At 40.6% G+C, this 21054-nt stretch carries 18 protein-coding genes; 10 read left to right on the top strand and 8 right to left on the bottom strand.

The genetic code is table 11. The features are described from left to right. The first annotated feature begins 75 nt into the window (after nt 1-75). From NXS00_RS11775 to NXS00_RS11760, 4 genes are all read left to right on the top strand, one after another. Complete coding sequence (locus NXS00_RS11775) at nt 76-906, top strand: endonuclease/exonuclease/phosphatase family protein (protein ID WP_258099403.1); 831 nt, start codon at nt 76-78, stop codon at nt 904-906. A gap of 15 nt (nt 907-921) precedes the next feature. Then, nucleotides 922-3843, top strand: coding sequence for an FAD-binding and (Fe-S)-binding domain-containing protein (locus tag NXS00_RS11770; protein WP_258099402.1), 2922 nt, complete (start codon nt 922-924; stop codon nt 3841-3843). A 17-nt stretch (nt 3844-3860) separates the two neighbouring features. Beyond that, nucleotides 3861-4256 carry a type VII toxin-antitoxin system HepT family RNase toxin gene (gene hepT, locus NXS00_RS11765; protein WP_258099401.1) on the top strand — a complete coding sequence of 132 codons (396 nt, stop codon included), beginning with the start codon at nt 3861-3863 and terminating at the stop codon, nt 4254-4256. 190 nt (nt 4257-4446) lie between these two features. Beyond that, entirely contained in the window at nt 4447-5337 is an 891-nt protein-coding gene (locus NXS00_RS11760) for a patatin-like phospholipase family protein (protein ID WP_258099400.1), read from the top strand. Here the strand turns inward: NXS00_RS11760 and NXS00_RS11755 are convergent. Next, entirely contained in the window at nt 5326-5625 is a 300-nt protein-coding gene (locus NXS00_RS11755; protein WP_258099399.1) for a hypothetical protein, read from the bottom strand. The genes NXS00_RS11760 and NXS00_RS11755 overlap by 12 nt on opposite strands. Nucleotides 5626-5673: 48 nt before the next feature. Here NXS00_RS11755 and NXS00_RS11750 point away from each other — a divergent pair, with 48 nt between their 5' ends. Next, entirely contained in the window at nt 5674-6447 is a 774-nt protein-coding gene (locus NXS00_RS11750; RefSeq protein WP_258099398.1) for an AMP nucleosidase, read from the top strand. 515 nt (nt 6448-6962) lie between these two features. Here NXS00_RS11750 and NXS00_RS11745 read toward each other — a convergent pair. Further along, on the bottom strand, nt 6963-8303 hold the full coding sequence (locus NXS00_RS11745) for a PhoH family protein (RefSeq protein WP_258099397.1): 1341 nt from the start codon (nt 8301-8303) through the stop codon (nt 6963-6965). A 156-nt stretch (nt 8304-8459) separates the two neighbouring features. On the opposite strand from NXS00_RS11745, the gene NXS00_RS11740 reads away from it, so the two are divergent. After that, nucleotides 8460-9140 carry a hypothetical protein gene (locus NXS00_RS11740; protein ID WP_258099396.1) on the top strand — a complete coding sequence of 227 codons (681 nt, stop codon included), beginning with the start codon at nt 8460-8462 and terminating at the stop codon, nt 9138-9140. Nucleotides 9141-9143: 3 nt separating this feature from the next. On the opposite strand, the gene NXS00_RS11735 is transcribed toward NXS00_RS11740, so the two are convergent. From NXS00_RS11735 to NXS00_RS11710, 6 genes are all read right to left on the bottom strand, one after another. Further along, nucleotides 9144-9782: an AlbA family DNA-binding domain-containing protein gene (locus NXS00_RS11735; protein WP_258099395.1), complete on the bottom strand. Its 639-nt coding sequence runs from the start codon at nt 9780-9782 to the stop codon at nt 9144-9146. Nucleotides 9783-9799: 17 nt separating this feature from the next. Then, nucleotides 9800-11320 carry a magnesium chelatase ATPase subunit I gene (locus NXS00_RS11730; RefSeq protein WP_258099394.1) on the bottom strand — a complete coding sequence of 507 codons (1521 nt, stop codon included), beginning with the start codon at nt 11318-11320 and terminating at the stop codon, nt 9800-9802. Between the two features lie 8 nt (nt 11321-11328). Beyond that, the gene (locus tag NXS00_RS11725; protein ID WP_258099393.1) at nt 11329-12426 is read right to left on the bottom strand and encodes a vWA domain-containing protein; all 1098 of its coding nucleotides are present in this window, start codon (nt 12424-12426) and stop codon (nt 11329-11331) included. Nucleotides 12427-12724: 298 nt separating this feature from the next. Further along, a complete protein-coding gene (locus NXS00_RS11720) occupies nt 12725-13339 on the bottom strand; it encodes a sterol desaturase family protein (protein ID WP_258099392.1) in 615 nt (204 codons plus the stop codon). 90 nt (nt 13340-13429) lie between these two features. Beyond that, entirely contained in the window at nt 13430-14578 is a 1149-nt protein-coding gene (gene bshA, locus NXS00_RS11715; protein WP_258099391.1) for an N-acetyl-alpha-D-glucosaminyl L-malate synthase BshA, read from the bottom strand. A gap of 41 nt (nt 14579-14619) precedes the next feature. Then, nucleotides 14620-16992 carry a serine hydrolase domain-containing protein gene (locus NXS00_RS11710; protein WP_258099390.1) on the bottom strand — a complete coding sequence of 791 codons (2373 nt, stop codon included), beginning with the start codon at nt 16990-16992 and terminating at the stop codon, nt 14620-14622. Between the two features lie 141 nt (nt 16993-17133). Here NXS00_RS11710 and NXS00_RS11705 point away from each other — a divergent pair, with 141 nt between their 5' ends. The 4 genes from NXS00_RS11705 to NXS00_RS11690 are packed head-to-tail and all read left to right on the top strand — an operon-like array spanning nt 17134 to nt 21048. Beyond that, a complete protein-coding gene (locus NXS00_RS11705; protein WP_258099389.1) occupies nt 17134-17472 on the top strand; it encodes a hypothetical protein in 339 nt (112 codons plus the stop codon). Then, nucleotides 17472-19337: a DNA mismatch repair endonuclease MutL gene (mutL, locus tag NXS00_RS11700; protein ID WP_258099388.1), complete on the top strand. Its 1866-nt coding sequence runs from the start codon at nt 17472-17474 to the stop codon at nt 19335-19337. The genes NXS00_RS11705 and mutL overlap by 1 nt, the downstream gene beginning before the upstream one ends. After that, nucleotides 19334-20128, top strand: coding sequence for a rhomboid family intramembrane serine protease (locus NXS00_RS11695; RefSeq protein WP_258099387.1), 795 nt, complete (start codon nt 19334-19336; stop codon nt 20126-20128). The genes mutL and NXS00_RS11695 overlap by 4 nt, the downstream gene beginning before the upstream one ends. Then, entirely contained in the window at nt 20128-21048 is a 921-nt protein-coding gene (locus NXS00_RS11690; RefSeq protein ID WP_258099386.1) for a rhomboid family intramembrane serine protease, read from the top strand. The genes NXS00_RS11695 and NXS00_RS11690 overlap by 1 nt, the downstream gene beginning before the upstream one ends. The last annotated feature ends 6 nt before the right edge of the window (nt 21049-21054 follow it).

Below are 21054 nucleotides of genomic sequence, written 5' to 3'. Positions count from 1 at the left end.
GAGAATGACATTTGACTTTGACTTCAGAATTGTTATTGGTTTAACCCATATTTGCTTAAAACCCATTGACAAAAAATGAGACTACTCACTACTGCACTATTTCTATTGCTTATCACAGTTTCCAGTTTCGCTCAGGAGCTAAAAGTAATGACCTATAACATCCGTTTGGATCATGCTGGAGATAATGAGAATAACTGGCATCACCGAAAAGATGAGTTAGTCAGCCAAATCAAGTTTTACGAACCCGGCGTTTTTGGTGTACAAGAAGCTCTTCCACAGCAATTGGATTACATGGATGAAAACCTGGCAGACTATGCCTACATCGGTGTGGGAAGAGATGATGGAAAGCGTGCGGGAGAGTTTAGCGCTGTTTTTTACAAGAAAACAGAATTCAAGCTGATCGAAGGGAGTACTTTCTGGCTTTCTGATACACCAGAAAAAGTAAGTAAGGGTTGGGATGCAGCTTTGCCTAGAATCTGTACGTATGGATTGTTTGAGCGAATCTCTGATGGACAGAAATTCTGGTTTTTCAATACCCACTTTGATCACATTGGTGTGGAAGCTCGTGTAGAATCGATGAAACTCATTCTTGCTCAAATTAAGAAGAAGAACAAAAAGGATTATCCGGTGGTGTTGACTGGTGATTTGAACGTGACTCCAGATGAAGGACCTATCACAGAATTGAAAAAAGTATTAAAAGATTCGCGAGAAGCAGCTAATTTAGCATTCGGTCCGGATGCTACGTTCAACGGATTCAACTTTACCCAGGCACCCCAAAAAAGGATCGATTACATAGCGGTCAGTGAGGATATCAAAGTGAGTAAATACGCGGTGCTTACAGACTCTTTTGATCAGAAATACATCTCCGATCACTTTCCCGTGTTCTGCATCCTTTCTTTAGAATGATAGAGTAGAAGAGTTATGAATTTTGAAGCGCTTGGCAAACAGCTAGAAGGGGACTTATTTACCGACGAAACCACCAGAAGACTTTACGCTACGGATGCGTCTGCATACCGTGAAATTCCATTGGCGGTAGCCATTCCTAAGTCAGAGGAAGATATCGTTCAGCTGATCAAATTTGCGCATGACAATGCCACTTCCATTATTCCGAGAACGGCTGGAACATCATTGGCTGGTCAGGTAGTGGGAGGAGGAATCGTGGTGGATGTTTCCAAGCATTTCAATCAATTGCTTCAGGTCAATGAAAAGGAAGGTTGGGCCATTGTGCAACCAGGAATCGTTCGCGATGATCTGAATGCCTTACTAAAACCTTACGGATACTTTTTTGCTCCTGAGACATCTACTGCTAATCGCGCGATGATCGGTGGGATGATTGGGAACAATAGCTGTGGCTCCAATTCAGTTTGGTATGGCAGTACACGAGAGCATCTTTTGGAGGTTGAAGCTATTTTAGCTGACGGAAATAAAACCTGGTTTGGCGAGTTGGATCAGGACGCCTTTTTGGCTCGGGCTAATGGGCAAAGCACTTCAGGCGAATTAGAGGCGACCTTGTATTACGAGATTCGTGAAATGCTCCGAGATGAAACCAACCAGCAAGAAATTGCTGCTGGTTTCCCGAAAGCAAGTGTTCCTAGAAGAAATACAGGGTATGCATTGGACATTTTGTCTGATATGCAGCCTTTCAAACCGGAAGGCGAGCCGTTCAACTTCTGTAAACTGATTGCTGGTTCGGAAGGAACCTTGGCTTTTGTAACTACTGCCAAAATCAAGTTGACACCATTGATGCCGCCGCATAAAAAACTGGTGTGTATTCATTGTCATACCATCGATGAGTCTTTGCATGCCAATTTGGTGGCGTTGAAATACAAGCCAAGTGCATGTGAGTTGATGGACCATTACATCCTGGAGGCAACCAAAAGAAATAGAACCTATCGGGAATATCGATTCTTTGTAGAGGGTGATCCACAGGCTATTTTGGTGGCTGAGATCACTAAAGAGTCTGCAGAAGAAGTAGAAAAAGCTGCTCAGGATTTAATAACAGAGCTTAAAACTGCCGGCCTTGGATATTCTTATCCAGTTATAGGAGGAGATGATATTAAAAAAGTTTGGGGGCTTAGAAAAGCTGGTCTTGGATTGCTATCCAATGTGGTTGGTGACGCAAAGCCTGCTCCGGTGATTGAGGATACTGCGGTAGATGTGGAGGACTTGCCTGCTTACATCGCTGAGTTCAACGAGATCCTCAAAAAGCATGACTTATTCTGTGTGCACTATGCGCATGCAGGTTCCGGGGAGTTGCACCTACGACCAATTGTTGATTTGAAGACAGCCAAAGGAGTTGCCTTGTTCCGTACCATAGCGGAAGAGATTGCGACCCTGGTGAAGAAATACAAAGGTTCCCTATCTGGAGAGCACGGAGATGGTAGATTGCGAGGTGAGTTCATTCCTCAAATGGTGGGTGAGCACAACTATGAGTTGATCAAGCAGCTCAAGAAAACCTGGGATCCCAAAAACATCATGAATCCAGGCAAGATCGTGGACACTCCACCGATGGATACCAGTCTTCGATACGAAAAGGATCAGGAAACCCGAGAGTTTGAAACCATCCTGGACTTCTCAGATACGATGGGTTACCTCCGAGCAGCTGAGCAATGCAATGGTTCAGGCGATTGCCGAAAGTCTGAGATTTCTGGAGGTACGATGTGCCCCAGCTACATGGCTACTCGCAACGAAAAAGAGACTACCAGAGCTCGTGCGAATATCCTTCGCGAGATGTTGACTAAATCGGAGAAGCCGAATCCTTTTGCTCATGAAGAAATTAAAGAAGTACTAGATCTATGCTTAAGCTGTAAAGGCTGTAAGTCGGAGTGTCCATCCAATGTGGACATGGGCAAGTTGAAACAAGAGTGGCAGTATCAGTACTACAAAGAAAAAGGAGTTCCGTTCCGAAATAAGTTGATTGGTAATTTCAGCGGAGGAATGAAATTCGCCTCCATGGTTCCATGGGGTTATAAGTTGGCATTTAGCAATGATGTCACTGGCAATCTCGTAAAGGGTGTCATGGGCTTTGCGAAAAAACGAAGCATGCCTCCTATTTCCAAAGTAACCTGGGAGAAGTGGTTCCAAAAGCAGTTTGTACCATCTGCCAAATCAGGAAGAAAAGTCTACATTTTCATTGATGAGTTGATTAACTACAACGAAGCAGAGATCGGGATCACGACTGTTCAATTGCTCGATAAACTCGGATATCAGGTTGAATACGTCAAGCATACTCAGTCAGGAAGACCTTTTCTGTCCAAAGGGTTGTTGGAAGAAGCTCGTGATTTTGCAAAAGAGAATATTGCCATATTCAAAGACATCATTTCTGATGAAACACCACTTATTGGGGTTGAGCCTTCAGCTATTTTGACTTTCCGAGATGAATATCCAGATTTGGTAAGAGGTGAGGAGAAAGAAGCTGCTAAAGCAATCGCAGCGAATACCTTTATGATTGAAGAATTCCTGGCAAAAGAGCTGGATGCTGGAAATATAGATCTGTCATTGTTCAAAGAGCAAAAGTCATTGATCAAGCTTCATGGACATTGTCAGCAAAAGGCTTTGTCTTCTTTGACGCCAGTGAAGAAAATTCTTTCTAAGATGGGAAGCAATGAAGTACACATGATTCCTTCTGGTTGTTGTGGTATGGCAGGTTCATTTGGTTATGAAAAAGAGCATTATGATTTGTCCATGCAAATTGGAGAGTTGGTGTTATTTCCAACTGTAAGAAAGCAACCGAAAGATGTGATCATTGCTGCTGCGGGTACTAGCTGTCGTCATCAGATAAAAGACGGTACTGATCGAAAAGCTAAACATCCGGTGGAAATAATTTGGGATGCGTTAAATTAGATCATTAATATTTGCGGATGGATGAATTACTGAAGGCCAAACTGAACATTGTAGAGACTTGTCTAAGTTGGATTAAGGAGCAGCATCAATCAGGGGAATGGCAAGAAAATGACCTTGTAAGGCGTGAGTTGTTATTGAACCTTGAGAAGGCCTGTCAGGCATCTATTGACTGTACATCACAGATTATATCACTGAAAAACTTTACACCTCCCAAGCAACCCAAAGAAGGATTTGATATGTTGGAAAATCTGGGAGTAGTAAGTCGTGAGCTTTCTAATCACTTGAAAAAAATGCTGGCTATCCGTGGACTGGTATCTCATAGTGAGAAAGTAAAGCCGGCTATGATCGAATCGTTCATGCTCAATGAAGTGGGTTGTTTGGGAGAATTCTGCAGATCCGTCAAAAAGGCTTAAATCCTCTTATCGTTCGGTTTATTTTGCTGTTTATTGGAGCAGTGTATTGCCTCAGGGCAATCCTTACACAGCATAGCTAGTGTCACCCTTTGTGCAAATTATACAGTTAAGTATAATTTGAGATTAAGTGTTAACTTAGTCGAATAAAGTATGCATGCAGAGTATATTTTAGAAGTTAACCAGAATCACCATGTCAAAAAAAGTAGCGTTAGTTCTTTCTAGTGGTGGAGCCAGAGGTTTGGCTCACATCGGAGTTATCGAATCCTTAATTGAAGATGGATATGAAATTACCTCCATTTCGGGTTCCTCAATAGGTGCTGTAGTCGGGGCATTTTATTCCTGTGGTGAACTAGAAACTTACAAAAAGTGGGCTTGCAATCTGGATCGTTATGATGTGTTCAAATTGATTGACTTTACGTTTTCGGTTCAAGGTTTTATCAAAGGAGAAAAAGTGTTTAAGGCACTTCAGGAAGTTATTGCTGATCGGAACATTGAAGATTTTAATATACCATTTTCTGCGCTGGTCACGGATATCAAAGAGAAAAAGGAGGTCGTTTTGGATCAAGGTAGCATGTATGAAGCAATCCAGGCTTCAGTGGCTATACCAACCGTAATCAAACCAGTAGTTAGAAATGGACGTGAGTTTATAGATGGGGGTGTTACCAATCCAATTCCTATAGATCATGTGAAGCGGCATGCAGGAGATATGTTAGTTGTCTCCAATGTCAATGCCATTATCCCGTATCACCGAAGAGTAGTTGACGTCAAGCGTGAAAAAGCGGCAGAAGCTCGTTATAATTTGAAAATTCAATCTTTTCTGAATGGATGGAACAAGTTTTTACCTGGATCATCTACAGTGCCTACTGAAAAGAAATTAGGATTTTTTGACTTGCTCAACGAGTCCATCGACTTGATGCAGGATCGTTTGACTTCCCTGTTGTTGGACAAACATCGCCCAGACATCCTTGTTAATGTATCCCGTGAGGCCTGTAGCACGTTTGAGTTCTATAAATGTGAAGAATTGATCAATGCTGGTAAAGAAGCATATCGTCAAGCTGTGAAAGAACACTCAGTTTTGTGATATCTGAAGTTTGCTGGACTCATAGATCAAAATATCCAGCAAGGCATCTGTGAGCAACATGGATTTTTGGAAATTGACCATGCCGGAGTGCCTTCCTTGCAGGATTTGTCCGGTTTCCATTCGAAAAGAAAGGCAACTGATTTCTGCTTTATTACTGAGTCGGATAAACTTTACTTGCATGATGGAATTGTTCTGACCATCGTCGTATTGGCAATTGAGTTTCCATGTTAGATCGTCATTTGCTTCACATATTTTATTGAGCAAATTGACCAGTGTTATCTCATCCATTACTCTTAAGATAATGCATTTGTAGAATATTCACCAACTTTGCACTTTATGAAGACAAAACAAGAAATAGTAGAAAACTGGCTGCCAAGATACACCGGCCAACCATTAGAGGCTTTTGGACAATACATTTTACTGACAAACTTCCGCAACTATGTGAATATGTTCGCACAGTGGAACAACGTGGAAGTGGTAGGTCAGGGACATCCGATGCAATGTGCTACAGCAGATGGCATTACGATTATCAACTTTGGAATGGGTTCACCAAATGCTGCTACTATCAGTGACTTGCTTAGTGCGATTAAGCCAAAAGCAGTGTTGTTTCTTGGGAAATGTGGTGGACTTAAGAAGAAGAATGAAGTTGGGGATTTGATTTTGCCAATTGCTGGTATTAGAGGCGAGGGTACATCCAATGATTACATGCTTCCTGAGGTTCCTGCTTTGCCGTCGTTTGCGCTTCAAAAAGCCATTTCCACAACTATTCGTGAATACGGTCAGGATTATTGGACTGGGACAGTTTATACAACGAACCGCAGAGTCTGGGAGCATGACAACAAGTTCAAAAAGTATTTGAAAAAAATCCGTGCCATGGCGGTGGATATGGAAACTGCCACATTGTTTACAGCCGCTTTCGCGAATGAGATTCCAATTGGAGCGTTATTGTTGGTATCTGATATTCCGATGATTCCTGAAGGAGTGAAAACGGATGAAAGTGATAAAAAAGTAAGTGCGCAGTTTGTCGATCAACATCTCAAAATTGGTATTGATTCGCTTAGACAGTTGATTAATAATTCATTGACTGTGAAGCACTTGAAGTTTGAGTGATCTTTGCAGTAGGCTCTAAAAAACTAAACCCTGGGATAAAATTACCCCAGGGTTAGTAGTATGCTCACATAACACATGTAAGTCTTTTCAATTGGAGCTGCAATGAGGGCAACCTATATAATTGGTCAAGTAGCTTTCAAAAGCTACCTTCTTTGAATCCTGATAAGAATAGAGCCCCGAACTCATTGCCTTTGCAAGTCTTGCTCGGAGCTACTATTACCACCTTGATGACAACTTTATGACAAGAGGTGTGCCAGATTGTGGAAAGTGCCAATAGAGTGAATTAGAGAGGAATTGAAAGTGTGCCATTCTTGAAATTTTTCTCTATTTGAGAAAATAAAGTTCAGAATGGTATAATTTTGCTTTGTTTAATTCAATATAATCCTTGAATAGTTCATTATTTTGGACAGGGTAAAAAAATAGCCAGCTGTTTGGTGCAGCTGGCTAGTCTTATCAATTCTTTAGTAGTCCACAGGTCTTTAGTAGTCCACAGATTAAATTACTTACATTAAAGGTTACAAAAGCTCATTAGCAAGGTTGGCTAGTTCAGAGCGCTCACCTTTTTCCAGAGTCACATGTGCATACATCGGATGATCCTGTATACGATCGATCAAATAGGACAATCCATTACTTTGTGAATCGAGATATGGTGTGTCAATCTGATGAATATCTCCCGTAAACACAATCTTACAATTTTCACCGGCTCTGGTAATAATCGTTTTGATTTCGTGTGGTGTTAAGTTTTGCGCTTCATCCACTATAAAGAAGATATTGGAGAAACTTCTACCTCTGATATAAGCCAATGGCGTAATCAAAAGCTTCTCTTGATTCACCATATCAGTGATCGCTTTAAACTCTTTGTCACTTTCTTTAAACTGACTTTGGATAAGCTTCAAGTTATCCCAGAGCGGCTCCATGTACGGATTCAATTTACTCTTAATATCTCCAGGCAGATAGCCAATGTCTTTGTTGCTCAAAGGAACAATTGGTCTCGCTAAATAAATCTGCTTAAAGTTTCGTCTTTGCTCAAGAGCAGAAGCAAGCGCAATTAACGTTTTACCTGTTCCTGCAACACCATTGATACTGACTAGTTTGATGTCTGGATTTAGCATGGCATGAATGGCAAAAGTCTGCTCAGCATTTCTTGGCTTGATGCCGTACACTGGCGTTTTCTCTACTTTTTCTATTCGTTTCTCCTCAGCATTGTATCGAGAAAGGACAGAATTCTTGTCACTTTTCAGGATGTAATAAGAATTGGCAATGCCTTTTTTGCGGCCAAACACATTTTTCTTGTCTGTAAAACCTTTTTTAAAAATGTCGTCAATCACCTCGGATGTGATGTCATCTACTTCATATTTTCCAGTATGGAGGGTACTTACATTCTTAATCTTACCAGTTTCATAGTCCTCGGCTTGTAGATCCAGAGATTTGGCTTTCAAACGAAGATTAATGTCTTTACTAACCAGAATGACCTGACGCTTCTTTTCTTTTTGCTTGAGGGTCAATGCTGCATTTAGGATGCTATGATCATTTTTCCGTTCGCCAAAGACCTTGTGAGCGTCTACGGAGTTTTCCATATCCATCAGGACTTTGAAATTTCCCTTGCTCTTTCCATTGAGTGGATTCCACTCCTGCAGAAGCTTGCCAGCAGCAAGTTTGTCAAGGAGCCGTGTAAATTCTCTCGCTTCAAAATTTTTGGTGTCGTTTCCTTTTTTGAACGTGTCCAGCTCCTCCAAAACCGTGATGGGAATCCCCACATCATGTTCTGCAAAATTTAGGATGGAGTCATGCGCATAGAGGATGACAGAGGTGTCTAGAACGAATATTTTTTTGTCTTTGGTGGTGGTTTTTGCCATAGTTAAAAATTGAGTGGGCTGTGAAAAGGGGCTTTACGTAATATCTGTAAAATCTGGTGAAAATGGAATTCAACTCAGGAATAATATCAAGATTTTTTAAGACAAATCGAAGGTGATTGAATCCATTATATTTGGCTTCTCGATTAACTATTGGCTATGAAAAGTATTGTTTTTATCTACCTCCTATTTGGCTTGACTATTTCCTCAATTGCTCAAAATGCGAATGTCGTATGTGATGAGTTTATGGATGCTAAAATATGGCTCCACAATGAAGGGCAAATAGAAGGGATAGTATGTATTGGTACTGATAAAACACTAACCTTTCGAAATGGTCAGGATGTACGATATATAAACGCTAGTCAAGTTCAATACATGGTTGTTGTTCAGGATAATCAGGTCTATGAAATGTATCCATTGCCATATGACTACAATGATGATGGCAAGCTGGAGATTACCTATTTTTTGAAGATTTATCAGGCAAACGATATCATGTTGCTTACTACTGAATGTTACGATTTGGATAGAGATATGAATCCAGGAAGTTATCTGTCAGATACCTACCGAAATTATTACAACGTCGTGATTTTGGCAGACCGGTTTGGAAATGTTGAGTCTGTACTAAAAAAGAAAAATCCCTTATTCAAAAACCTTACTGGATTTGATCGATATAGATGGGTATTGCCAGAACAAAATGACAAAGTCCTTACAATGAATCAGACAGGAAAAGAATACCGAGATTTATTAGGTACTCAGTATCCTCGTTTTCAAAAGAGAGTAAAAGATCTTAATCTTGATCTGAGGACTATAGAAGGTTGGATTGAAGCGATTAATTTCTAAAGTTTATTCTACCGCCATGTACCAGTCTTCTTTTTCCCGAGGAATGATTTTCAAGGCATTGGCTAATACCATTTGGACAAGTGTAAAAGATGCGGATTTGTAGTCCAATCCGCTCATTTCCCGAAATTGATTAACGGTAACCGTTTCATTATTATGAAGGAAGTTGAACAGCAGCTTTTCGTTATCTCCGTATTGAAAATGGACATCTGTAGGTGAGTTGTTGAACTTTAAGATTTTCCGAATTTCAGGGCTCGCTTGAATCGATCGATCTTTTACACGAACAAACGCCTTTCCGTATCTATGTTGCTTTTTCTCAAATGCAAAATACGGTTTGCGCTCCCCAGGATGAATGTAGTAATGAAGTAAACTGCGTTTTTCTGATAATGGAAAAATCTCCAAATCAAACTGGATTTTAGGTCTGCAGAGTTCACGCATAGCTTTCTGCAAGATGAAGTCTTCTTCATCTGCATACTTGCAGCCGGGAATGGATCCATCATCATCCACTCCTACAAATAAATGTCCGCCTTTAGTATTGGCAAAAGCTACCACTTCCCTGATGACCTTTTCGGGGTGGTTGATCTTGCGTTTGAACTCTACAAATTCATTCTCACCGCCGAAGATCAACCGTTTGATCTCGCGCATTTCCATTGTTGAAAGAATTAATAATCTTCCTCTTCATCGTCTTCCTGGCCCGGCATCGAAAACATGCTGCTAAATAGGTCTTTGAACTGCATGCCTCGCTCCAACTTGTGCTTGCTGAGCATACTGTATTCTGCCAGTCCGTGAAGTGCAAACTCCATCAAAAATAAGGTGAATTCTTTTGATTGTTTGCCGTGTTGTTCGAGAACTAGAGCTTCCAAGCCATCTATTTGTGATAGTTCTTTGTCATACTCAGCCGCTGGGAAATCGCTCAGTACATCTACCATATTTCCCTTTTCAAACCAATCAGTAATTGGTTTGTACGGATTTTTACCTTCCTTATTTTTTCTGATTTGTTCAGGATCCGGGAAGTATTGGGTGAATTGATTGCGAATAGCTTTGCCAACCAGATTTTGAGCTACTATGCCAGGGCCTTCTTGCTCTCCTTCATATACAAGCTCCACTTTTCCTGTGATCGCAGGAAGTACGCCTATCATATCCGCTACGCGTACATGAGTCTTTTCTTCTCCATTAACCAAACGTCTCCGTTCTGCAGCGCTAATCAGGTTTTCAAAAGCAGAAATAGTTAATCGTGCAGATACACCACTTTTGGCATCCACATATTCAGACTCACGAGCTTCAAAAGCGATTTGCTCAATCAGGTCTTTCATTAAGTCGAATACAATCACAGACTCCTTCTGAGTAGCTTCAAGGTTGGCTTCTTGTTCTGTAATACGTTTTCCAATATCTATTGACTTAGGATAATGCGTGATGATCTGACTGTCAATTCTATCCTTCAATGGCGTTACAATACTTCCTCTATTGGTGTAATCTTCTGGGTTTGCTGTAAACACAAACTGTACATCTAGTGGAAGACGAAGTTTGAAACCTCTAATTTGAATATCTCCTTCTTGTAGGATGTTGAATAATGCTACCTGGATTCTCGCTTGCAAATCAGGCAGCTCATTGATCACGAATATTGATCTGTGAGATCTCGGAATCAATCCATAATGAATTACCCTTTCGTCAGAGTAAGGCAATTTTAAACTTGCTGCTTTGATAGGATCCACATCACCAATCAAGTCGGCAATAGTCACGTCAGGAGTAGCTAATTTTTCAGTATAACGATCACTTCTGTGCATCCAACCGATAGGAGTGCTATCACCATGCTCAGCAATCTGATCCATGGCATATCTTGATAGCGGCTTTAATGGATCATCATTCAAATCTGATCCTGCTACTACCGGAATGTACTCATCCAGTAACATGGTCATGGTTCTGGCGATTCGCGTTTTCGCCTGTCCTCTCAGCCCTAGAAAGTTGATATTGTGCTTGGCTAAGATCGCTCTTTCAATATCTGGGATAACCGTATCCTCATATCCCCAGATTCCTTCGAAGACATTTGTCTTGTTTTGAAGGTTTTTGATCAGGTTTTTTCGGAGCTCTTCTTTGATAGAGATGGATTCGTAACCAATACTTTTTAGTTCACCTAGCGTCTTTATTTTCAGAAGCTTGTCGGTAGATATATCTGAATAGTTCATTAATTCTATTAAAGGTTCTTTCTGCGATTTCTTTTATAATCTTCGAAAACTAAGTTGCCCAATCCTTTCAGGCTACTATAATAGGCGTTGCCATTGTTGACCTCTGTAAACTCGCGCACAAACTGCTGCAAGTACGGGTCTGAGGCAATCATAAATGTAGTAATTGGAATGTTGATTCGACGGCACTGAGCCGCCAAATTCAAAGTTTTATTTAAGATTTTCGGATCCAGCCCAAAGCTATTCTTATAGTATTTGATGCCTTGTTTCAAACAGGTTGGCTTGCCATCCGTGATCATGAAGATCTGTTTGTTCTTGTTTTTCCTTCGTCTTAGCAAATCCATTGCAAGTTCCAAACCAGCTACTGTATTGGTGTGGTATGGACCTACACTTAAATATGGCAGGTCTTTGATCTCAATTTGCCATGAATCATTACCAAACACGATGACGTCCAAAGTGTCTTTCGGATACTTTTTGGTAATCATCTCAGCAAGGGCCATCGCTACTTTCTTAGCAGGAGTTATGCGATCTTCTCCATAAAGAATCATGGAGTGACTGATGTCGATCATGAGAACAGTGGAGGTCTGTGTCTTCATTTCTCGCTCACGAACTTCTAGATCATTTTCTGTCAGCATGAAATCACCGAACCCATGATTGATTTGTGCATTTCTGATGCTTTCAGTCAATTCGATCTGTTCTGGACTATCTCCAAACTGAAATTCACGGAAGTCTGAACTCATTTCATCACCTCTTCCAGAGTGACTCGTTCGGTGATCCCCTTTTCCAGATTTTCTAAGCTTACCAAAAATTTCCTCTAAAGCACTCTTTCGTATAGACTGTTCACTTTTTGCGGTGAGTTTAAACTCTCCATCTGGAGTTTTGTCACTGATGTATCCTTTGGACCTTAGGTCTTCGATGAAGTCACCGATACCATAGTCTTCGTTTGAGATATTGTATTGCTTATCGAGATTAGTGAGCCAACTAAGAGCTTCACCTACATCTCCTGATGTGATGACCATCAGTTGCATGAAGATGTCCAGAAGATTGTCAAAAGTAGACTGCTCTGGATTCTTCTCCGGGATGAATTCTGTGAATCGATTTCCAATCATAACTCGGCCTTTGGTCTTAGTAAACTAAAAAATACCAAGAATGATTTCCACTTTTACAGGATTGATGGAGTTTTTTATTGTATTGAGCTAATAAGTGCTCCCAGAAGTGAAATTTTAATTTTAAATTGGTCTTATACCAACTGAAATTATGCCTGGACACAAGCCAATATTCGCATCACTTGTAGTAAATATCCTTACTTTTTTACGAGATAGCTTATATAAGGTGTTTTTAGAGCCTAGCGCGCCTTCTAAAAGACGCGCTAAACGCATGAAGGACAATAAGAATAAAGATTGACTCTTATTTCTTTGGCATTGTGCCAAATATCACGTCCCAGAATGGAGATGATACTCCAAATGCATTATGAGGATCTTTGTAATGGTGGATACCGTGGTGCACCCATAATACCTTGAAGAAGTTCTTTGGTGGCTTGAATGCATGAACCATGTAGTGAACCCACAGGTATGAAGCATAGCCTACAAGGAAACCAGGTAGGAAACCAAATACCATGTTACCCATAATCACATAGTAAAGCCCAAAGAACAGCGCACTAAGGATTAAGCTCAATGGCGGTGGCATTGCCAATCTATCTTTGTCTTTTGGGTAGTCATGGTGTACACCATGTACTGTGTAAGCAAATTTCTCTTGTTTCTCCGTCTTAGGCTGTAAGTGGAATACAAAACGGTGCATAATGTATTCTATCAACGTAAACGTTAACAATCCGCCTAAAAATAAAAGTGGAGCATTGATTGCCGTTATATAATCGTGTTGCAAGCCATATATAATTAGACCCGCAGAAATTACTCCGAATAATACTAGTGGAATGGCAATGTGAGTTCTAGTTAATTTCTCTAGAACTGGATTTTGAAATAGTGCCTTAGTCCCTGAAGTATGAGGTTTATTTTTGAGTTCCATCTCCTTCTTTAATTCTTTCTATTTTGTTGCTAGTTGTATTAATCCAATCTGGCCACAAAGTTAACCTTAAAAACCTGAAAATATTATGATTTACGCAATGGTTGACTCACCCTTTTTAACATTTTCCATTATTTGTTCATAAAAATTAACATATATGGGTAAAATGTTGGACACATCGAAATCTTTTGCCCTATTGAGTGCGCCTTCTTTAAATTTACCAAGATTGGCTTCATCAAGAATATGGATTGCTTTTTTAGCCATGTCTTCAACATCGCCAACTTTACAAACAAACCCTGAAGTGCCATCGAGATTCAGCTCTGGTAGTCCACCAGCATTGGATGATACTACAGGCACTTCACAAGCCATAGCTTCCAAAGCTGCCAAACCAAAACTTTCTTTCTCTGAAGTCATTAAGAACAGGTCCGCAACAGACAGCACTTCTTCGACAGCTTCAAGCTTACCCAGGAATCTCACATCATCGTGATTGCATAGTTTTCTACACAATTCTTCCATGGGATATCGCTCAGGTCCATCACCTACTAGCAATAGCTTAGCTGGAAGAACCTTTCGCACTCTGTTGAAGACTTCAATCACATCCTGCACCCGCTTCACTTTCCTAAAGTTAGATGTGTGGACGATGAGACGTTCGTCATTCGGACAAATGGCTTTTTTGAAGTGATCTTTCTTTTGCTTTTTAAAGCGCTCAAGATCTATAAAGTTTGGAATCACTTCGATGTGATTGGTTATGTCAAAGTGATCTTTTGTATCCTTTTTCAAGTCGTCAGATACCGCAGTAACGCCATCTGACTGGTTGATTGAAAACGTCACTACAGGCTCGTAAGTGGCATCTTTTCCTACCAGAGTAATATCTGTGCCGTGCAATGTGGTAATTACAGGAATGGAAATTCCTTTGGTTTTCAGAATTTGCTTCGCCATGAAAGCTGCAGATGCATGAGGTATGGCATAATGTACATGCAGGATATCTATTTTCTCATGCTCCACAACGTCCACCATCTTACTAGCCAGTGCCAACTCATATGGCGGGTAGTCAAACAGTGGATATGACTTCACATTTACCTCATGGTAAAACAAGTTTTCACTAAAGAAATCAAGTCTGGTCGGTTGAGAGTAGGTGATAAAGTGAATTTGGTGGCCAGCTTTTGCTAAAGCTTTCCCCAATTCTGTCGCTACAACGCCACTACCACCGTAGGTAGGATAACAAACAATGCCTATTTTCATAACTTATGCAAAAGTAAACCCCAAGTGATTCCCTTTTGTTCCTAATTCATCCATTTTGCTAATAATGCCTCGTACACGACATCTTGAATTCTTGTACGAATGTTACGCTTAATAAGTTGGTAGTTATTTGAGTTAGGGTAAATTCTGTTTGACAGAAAGACGAAAATCATATCATAAGCGGGATCAATCCATATCATTGTTCCTGTAAATCCTGTGTGACCAAAGCTCATGTCGGAGGACAATAAGGACGTATTACCTAAGATTCTATCGGGCTTGTCCCAACCTAGTGCTCGCCGGTTATTTTCATAAAATTTTTGATTGAAATAGGCGATCGTTTCAGGCTTCAGATATTCTACGCCTCCATATACTCCATCCTGCAAAATCGTTTGGAGAAGAATCATTAATTCATGTGCATTTGAAAACAGTCCTGCATGCCCCGCAACTCCGCCAAATATAGCCGCATTTCGGTCATGCACTTCTCCCCAGACTAACTCATCACGAAAGTAATAATCGTGTTCGGTTGGAGCTATTTCAAATAATTCGAATCCAAATTCTGAAGGTTTGAATCTGGTTCTTTTTAAGCCCATTGGTTCATAATAATGACTATACAGGTATTGATCCATTGGTTGCTGAGTAACTGATTCTACGATTTCGTGAAGAATCATAAAACCAATATCACTGTATCGATAAGTCGGAAGGCTGTCATATTTCAGTAAGGAAGACTGTACAATCCAGTTTTTGAGCGTGTCCATTAGTAAGGCGGTTGGTTTAATACCGTAACTACGCTTGTCATTAAGCTCATCTTCCTGAGTTTCGTAGTAGAATGGTTCTACAAAATCAGCATTCAAAGCGCGTTTCCAAAACGGGACATAAGATTGCAAACCAGCATTGTGTGAAAGTAGCGCTCTGATGGTTATGTGGTTTTTATTGGAGCCTTTGTAACTCGGTAGATAGTTTTCGATTGGAGTATCCAAATCAATTTTTCCTTCCTCGTACAATTTCATAGTCGCCAGCAAGGTTGAGGTTACCTTGGTCACTGATGCTAGGTCATAAATGGTAGAGCGGTCAACAGGGATCAGGCTGTCGTAGGTCAAATATCCATATGCTTCTTCTAAAATAATGGAGCCATCCACCGCAACTGCCAATTGAGCACCTGGTGTGCTGCCAGTTGAAATAGCTTCTTGTATGATTTCCTGGATTCTAAACCGGGCCAACTCATCAAGACCTGTCATTTCAGCGGGAGCATATCCAAGCATTTTGAATCCTTCGAATGGTTCATTTTGAAAGCCAAGAAACTCTCCATTTTGATTCGGTACGATGCCTGTAGCACCATGTGATCCGAAAATTTGTTGTGGAATCAGGTACGAATAGATTTCACTGTTAAGATGATAAATCAGTGCAGCATCTACATTGGCCTTGATTGGGTGCAGATTTTCCTTGGTTCCTGTGAAGACTACATCTCTTGACGTCAGATCAATCGATTCTGGAAGTTTGGCATTGTTATCAATTAATATTATAGCATGACTTTTTGCAATGTCTTGATATTCGGTAATGACAAAACTGTAGTTTCTGAGCATGTTGGCCATTGCACCATAAGGCTCATCAGATAAGAAACAGACAGTATCCGATTTGAGTGGAAGTAAACTCTTTTTGCTGAGCGCAATAACTGATTCTCTGCCTATCTCGACGGATAATTTTTTAGGTAATTGAATTTGTTCTTTTGGGCCGTCATAAAGAGCATTGATTAAATGTTGTTTTATTCTGTTGTCCAGATTGACTTGCTCCATGATATTGGAAGCATGTTTGTTAAGTTTCTTTTCAAGTTGGTCCGCTTCCTCTTCATTCACAACCCAAAAAGAATTGGTGCTTAGGTATTCTGATATTTTCTTTTTGTTCTTAGAAAAATCGAATGATAAGTCATTATGCAGAATGAAGAATTCTGGATCATGAGCATTCATTTGCTTGATCACCAAATTAAGTCTCGAATGTCTCTCTTTCAATGCAGGCAAAACCAGGTAATCAATTCCCCGACCTTTGGAATAGGCTTTTAAGAAATGAAAATAGGTGCTTAGCAACGAGGAATTTTGAAGCGTTGCGAGAGTAAATAAGTCCGGTAACTGATTGTTGTCATCCAAAAGCGGAATCATCCGATCATCTAGCTGTACGGCTATAGATTGCTCTGTATTGGCTGGGATATTGGTAATTGGAGCACTGTAATAAATGCCACCAAATGCATTGTTAAGTGTGTAATTAGCATCTGTAGGTTGAGTCCAGATAAGTTGACTCACCTTCTCCAGGTCAGACATGTTGGTGTACATGCTGTCTACTCTGGATAACAACAAGCCCTCTTTGCCGTAAGTGAATAGTACGACGAAGGAACTTATCAGGTACAAAATGCTTTTCAAGAAATGCATTGTGTCAAATTAATTTAACTTTGTCAGACTCTGTAATCGGCTGGTAAGAATATCGGTTGAATAAAGGAAATTTCCCATCATTTGGTTCGTTTTATGAATGAACCTGTGGAAATTAGTAGTGAAAACCCATAATAGAAGCTTATGAAATTCCCTTCCATTGTCAAAACAGCGAGGTATCGAAGATTTGGTATTGAACCAAGGTATTATGATCCTATCAAAGAAGAGATCGAGGAAAGGACAGAGCGGATTAAGCGTGAGATGAATGGCGAATACGACGGTGAATATACCGGAGCCCGTATTTCATTTGATCGTAAAACCAGGAAAACAGCTAGTACTTCCATGATGCAGTTGGCGATAGCAGCTGTTCTGGCATTAGGTGTTGTAGGTTGGTTGTATTTTGGAAATGAAGTCTTCTATGTACTATGGGCTGCGGTACCATTTTATCTTTATTTCAGGCTTCGAAAACCCAGAAATAATTGATGGAGGATATTGTCCATCTGCTGCCAGATAGTATTGCCAACCAAATCGCAGCAGGAGAAGTAGTCCAGAGACCTGCTTCAGTCGTAAAAGAACTTCTAGAAAACAGTATAGATGCTGGTGCAAATGACATCAAATTAGTTGTCAAAGATGCTGGTAAAGCCCTTATTCATGTCATTGATAATGGTAAAGGAATGAGTGTGACCGATGCTCGAATGAGTTTCGAACGTCACGCCACTTCCAAAATCCGAACCGCTGAAGATTTGTTCAAGATCCGAACCATGGGATTCCGTGGCGAAGCCTTGGCCTCTATTGCGGCGGTTGCTCAAGTGGAAATGAAAACCAAAAGAGCAGCGGATGAACTGGGTACGTTGCTTCAGGTAGAGGCTTCGGAAATCAAAAGACAGGAACCAAGTGCCACTAAAGATGGAGCTTCCATCTGTGTGAAGAACTTGTTTTACAATGTGCCTGCCCGAAGAAATTTCCTAAAATCCAATCCGGTAGAATTAAGACATATTACTGATGAGTTTCAGCGTGTGGCTTTAGCCAATTCTGAAATCTCCATGACATTGATCAATAATGATTTGGAGATGTTTCAGCTGGAATCAGGAAAGCTGAGTAAGCGAATCGTTCAACTATTTGGTAGAAATTACCAGCAGCAGTTGATTCCTTGCCAGGAAGAAACGCCGCATGTAAAAGTGGAAGGGTATGTTGGGAAACCAGAGTTTGCTAAGAAAACCCGTGGAGAGCAGTTCTTCTTTGTGAATGGCCGATTCATTAAAAATAATTACTTGAACCATGCTGTGAACACTGCATTTCAAGGGTTGTTGAAGGAAGATTATTTTCCGTTTTATGTATTGTTCATTGAAATGGATCCACTTCACGTGGATATCAATGTACATCCGACGAAGACAGAGGTGAAGTTTGATGATGACCGTATGCTCTATGGCGTGATCAACTCAGCGGTACGTCAAGCATTGGGATCTTTCAATGTGACGCCTTCATTGGATTTTGGTACTGATGTCAATTTTGAACAATTCACCAGTCCAGATCGACCAAAAACGTTTACTCAGACATCTTCAACACGAGATAATAACTACGCTCAGTTTAAGAATATTGACAATAGCCGCGATAAAGCGAAGAACTGGGAATCGCTTTATGATTTTGCTAAGCGTGAAGACATCATCTCGGATGAGCAACTTCAGAAAGAACTACCGGGAGGTGGAGGTAATACGGAATCACCAGGGTCTACAGTTACTTTTAGCAGCCGAATGGGTGAAGAGCTTGATGAGGACCAGTTCATGCCAAGTAAGACTTATCGTTTGCACAATCGCTATTTGATTCGTCAGGTGAAATCTGGTATGACGATCATCGATGAAAAGGCTGCATTCGAGCGAATTTTGTTCGAGCGTTATGAATCTAGATTAGGTACAGGCAACCGCGCCTCGCAGAGCACACTGTTTCCGCAGCAGATTTCTTTAAACCCATCCGATTATTCGCTCGTTATGGAAATAAAATCGGAGATCCAACAGCTTGGTTTTGAGTTTGAGGAGATGGGGCAGCACATGATTGTGATACAAGGTGTGCCTGCAGAATTATCGAATTGCAACGAAAAAGAAGTTTTTGAAGAACTTTTAGAGCAATATAAGTTTAATAGTAAGGAGCTTGGTCTGAATCAAAAAGACAATCTTTGCCGAAGCCTCGCAAAACGCACGGCAGCAATTAAGTGCAAGAGTCTGGGAGATCAGGAAGCTGAGCAGTTGATTGATCAACTTTTTGCCTGCAAGCAACCCAACTATACGCCTGATGGAAGTCCGACGTACAAATTAATTAGTTTAGACAAAATAAAAAGCTGGTTTAGTTCATGATGCGAATAACCCCGATGGTGAAAAATATACTACTGATCAACGTAGTAATTTTTATCATCCAATCCTTTTTGAAATTACCTCTGGAAGAATTTGGAGGCCTTCGGGTGATTTTCTCAGATGAGTTTGCACCTTATCAGTTCTTGACATACATGTGGCTGCATGGAAGTTTTGGGCACATAATTGGTAACATGTTTGCCGTCTTCATATTTGGTCCGATGCTGGAGCAAGTCTGGGGACCCAAACGATTTTTGACGTTTTACCTGATTTGTGGGATTGGTGCTGGAGTGCTCTTCGGAATAGCTGATTTTGCAGAAAAGAACCAGGTACGAATAGATAGAAACAACTTCATCGAAAACCCTTCTCCCGACGCATTTGAGATGTTTATCGTGGAGCACAAGGTAAGTATGAAGTACACAGAGATGCTGGCGGAGTTTTCAGACCAATACTATGAATCTCCAAATAGTGACTCTTACAATACCCAGGCAATTGAGTTTGTAGATCAAATTTATCACTTGTATGTGGATGGATTGATGGTGGGAGCATCAGGTGCTGTATTTGGAATCTTGATGGCATTTGGAATGCTATTTCCAAACACACAGCTGTTTTTACTGTTTCCTCCCATACCGATCAAGGCCAAATATTTAGTCTTGTTCTATGGTCTATTTGAACTTTATAGCGAATTTAGTAGGACACCCGGTGATAACGTGGCGCACTTAGCCCACCTTGGAGGAATGCTTATAGCCTACATTTTGTTAAAGCTCTGGAAAGAAGATAGAAGACGCTTTTACTGATGATGAACAATAGTATACTGGACGATTTTAAAAATGCCTGGAACAAACCTAACAATGCTCCGGCTCAGCTGATCATAATTAATGTGGTCATTTTTCTGGTACTCGGACTACTGATGGTAGTGAGTAGAGTGGCAGGTATTGATTCAGTATTCCAAATTGTCTATAATCAGTTTTCTATTCCACCGACATTGGCAGAGTTTATTACTCGTCCATGGACCATTCTGACCTATGCTTTTGCACATAGCTTGTCAGGCATATTTCATATCTTATTCAATATGATGGTCTTTTATTGGTTCTCGAAACTCATTCTAGAGTTTTTAGGAAACAATAAAGTGATTAGCATCTACATTCTTGGAGCGCTTGCTGGTGGAGTAGCTTATTTGATGGTTTATAACTTAATTCCTTTCTATCAGGATCAAGCTCCAGGCATTAGTGGAATGGTTGGCGCGTCTGCAGCCGTTTATGCTATTGTGGTTGCTGCGGCCGTTTTTATGCCGAATTATACGTTCTTCATGTTATTTCTTGGGCCTGTAAGAATTAAATACATCGCTGCTTTCTACGTAGTTGTTTCGTTTTTAGGAAGTACTGGAGGTAACGCTGGAGGTAATATCGCACACTTAGGAGGAGCGTTGATTGGGTGGCTTTACATCTCTCAGTTGCGAAGCGGAACAGATCTTGGTGCCTGGATCATTGGATTCATCAATTGGATAAAAAGCTTCTTTGTAGCAACTCCTAAAATCAAGGTAACTCATCGATCTGCACCGAAGCAATCAAGACCAAGGACTAGTGCATCTGCTTCATCAGGTGGTAAAACTGAGCAAGAAGAGATTGATGCGATTCTAGATAAAATATCTCACTCAGGATACGATAGCTTATCCAAAGAAGAGAAACAAAAGCTCTTCAACGCAAGCAAGAAGTAAGAATAA

Origin of the sequence: Marinoscillum pacificum (genome assembly GCF_024714495.1) — a bacterium.
Classification (GTDB): domain Bacteria; phylum Bacteroidota; class Bacteroidia; order Cytophagales; family Cyclobacteriaceae; genus Marinoscillum; species Marinoscillum pacificum.
Note: the sequence above shows the minus strand (reverse complement) of the source record. Positions and strands in the feature narration are given on the sequence as shown.

Coding starts and splice junctions, on each gene's coding strand:
- NXS00_RS11775 (WP_258099403.1), top strand. CDS start 76: ATGAGACTACTCACTACTGCACTATTTCTATTGCTTATCACAGTTTCC.
- NXS00_RS11770 (WP_258099402.1), top strand. CDS start 922: ATGAATTTTGAAGCGCTTGGCAAACAGCTAGAAGGGGACTTATTTACC.
- hepT (WP_258099401.1), top strand. CDS start 3,861: ATGGATGAATTACTGAAGGCCAAACTGAACATTGTAGAGACTTGTCTA.
- NXS00_RS11760 (WP_258099400.1), top strand. CDS start 4,447: ATGTCAAAAAAAGTAGCGTTAGTTCTTTCTAGTGGTGGAGCCAGAGGT.
- NXS00_RS11755 (WP_258099399.1), bottom strand. CDS start 5,625: ATGGATGAGATAACACTGGTCAATTTGCTCAATAAAATATGTGAAGCA.
- NXS00_RS11750 (WP_258099398.1), top strand. CDS start 5,674: ATGAAGACAAAACAAGAAATAGTAGAAAACTGGCTGCCAAGATACACC.
- NXS00_RS11745 (WP_258099397.1), bottom strand. CDS start 8,303: ATGGCAAAAACCACCACCAAAGACAAAAAAATATTCGTTCTAGACACC.
- NXS00_RS11740 (WP_258099396.1), top strand. CDS start 8,460: ATGAAAAGTATTGTTTTTATCTACCTCCTATTTGGCTTGACTATTTCC.
- NXS00_RS11735 (WP_258099395.1), bottom strand. CDS start 9,782: ATGCGCGAGATCAAACGGTTGATCTTCGGCGGTGAGAATGAATTTGTA.
- NXS00_RS11730 (WP_258099394.1), bottom strand. CDS start 11,320: ATGAACTATTCAGATATATCTACCGACAAGCTTCTGAAAATAAAGACG.
- NXS00_RS11725 (WP_258099393.1), bottom strand. CDS start 12,426: ATGATTGGAAATCGATTCACAGAATTCATCCCGGAGAAGAATCCAGAG.
- NXS00_RS11720 (WP_258099392.1), bottom strand. CDS start 13,339: ATGGAACTCAAAAATAAACCTCATACTTCAGGGACTAAGGCACTATTT.
- bshA (WP_258099391.1), bottom strand. CDS start 14,578: ATGAAAATAGGCATTGTTTGTTATCCTACCTACGGTGGTAGTGGCGTT.
- NXS00_RS11710 (WP_258099390.1), bottom strand. CDS start 16,992: ATGCATTTCTTGAAAAGCATTTTGTACCTGATAAGTTCCTTCGTCGTA.
- NXS00_RS11705 (WP_258099389.1), top strand. CDS start 17,134: ATGAAATTCCCTTCCATTGTCAAAACAGCGAGGTATCGAAGATTTGGT.
- mutL (WP_258099388.1), top strand. CDS start 17,472: ATGGAGGATATTGTCCATCTGCTGCCAGATAGTATTGCCAACCAAATC.
- NXS00_RS11695 (WP_258099387.1), top strand. CDS start 19,334: ATGATGCGAATAACCCCGATGGTGAAAAATATACTACTGATCAACGTA.
- NXS00_RS11690 (WP_258099386.1), top strand. CDS start 20,128: ATGATGAACAATAGTATACTGGACGATTTTAAAAATGCCTGGAACAAA.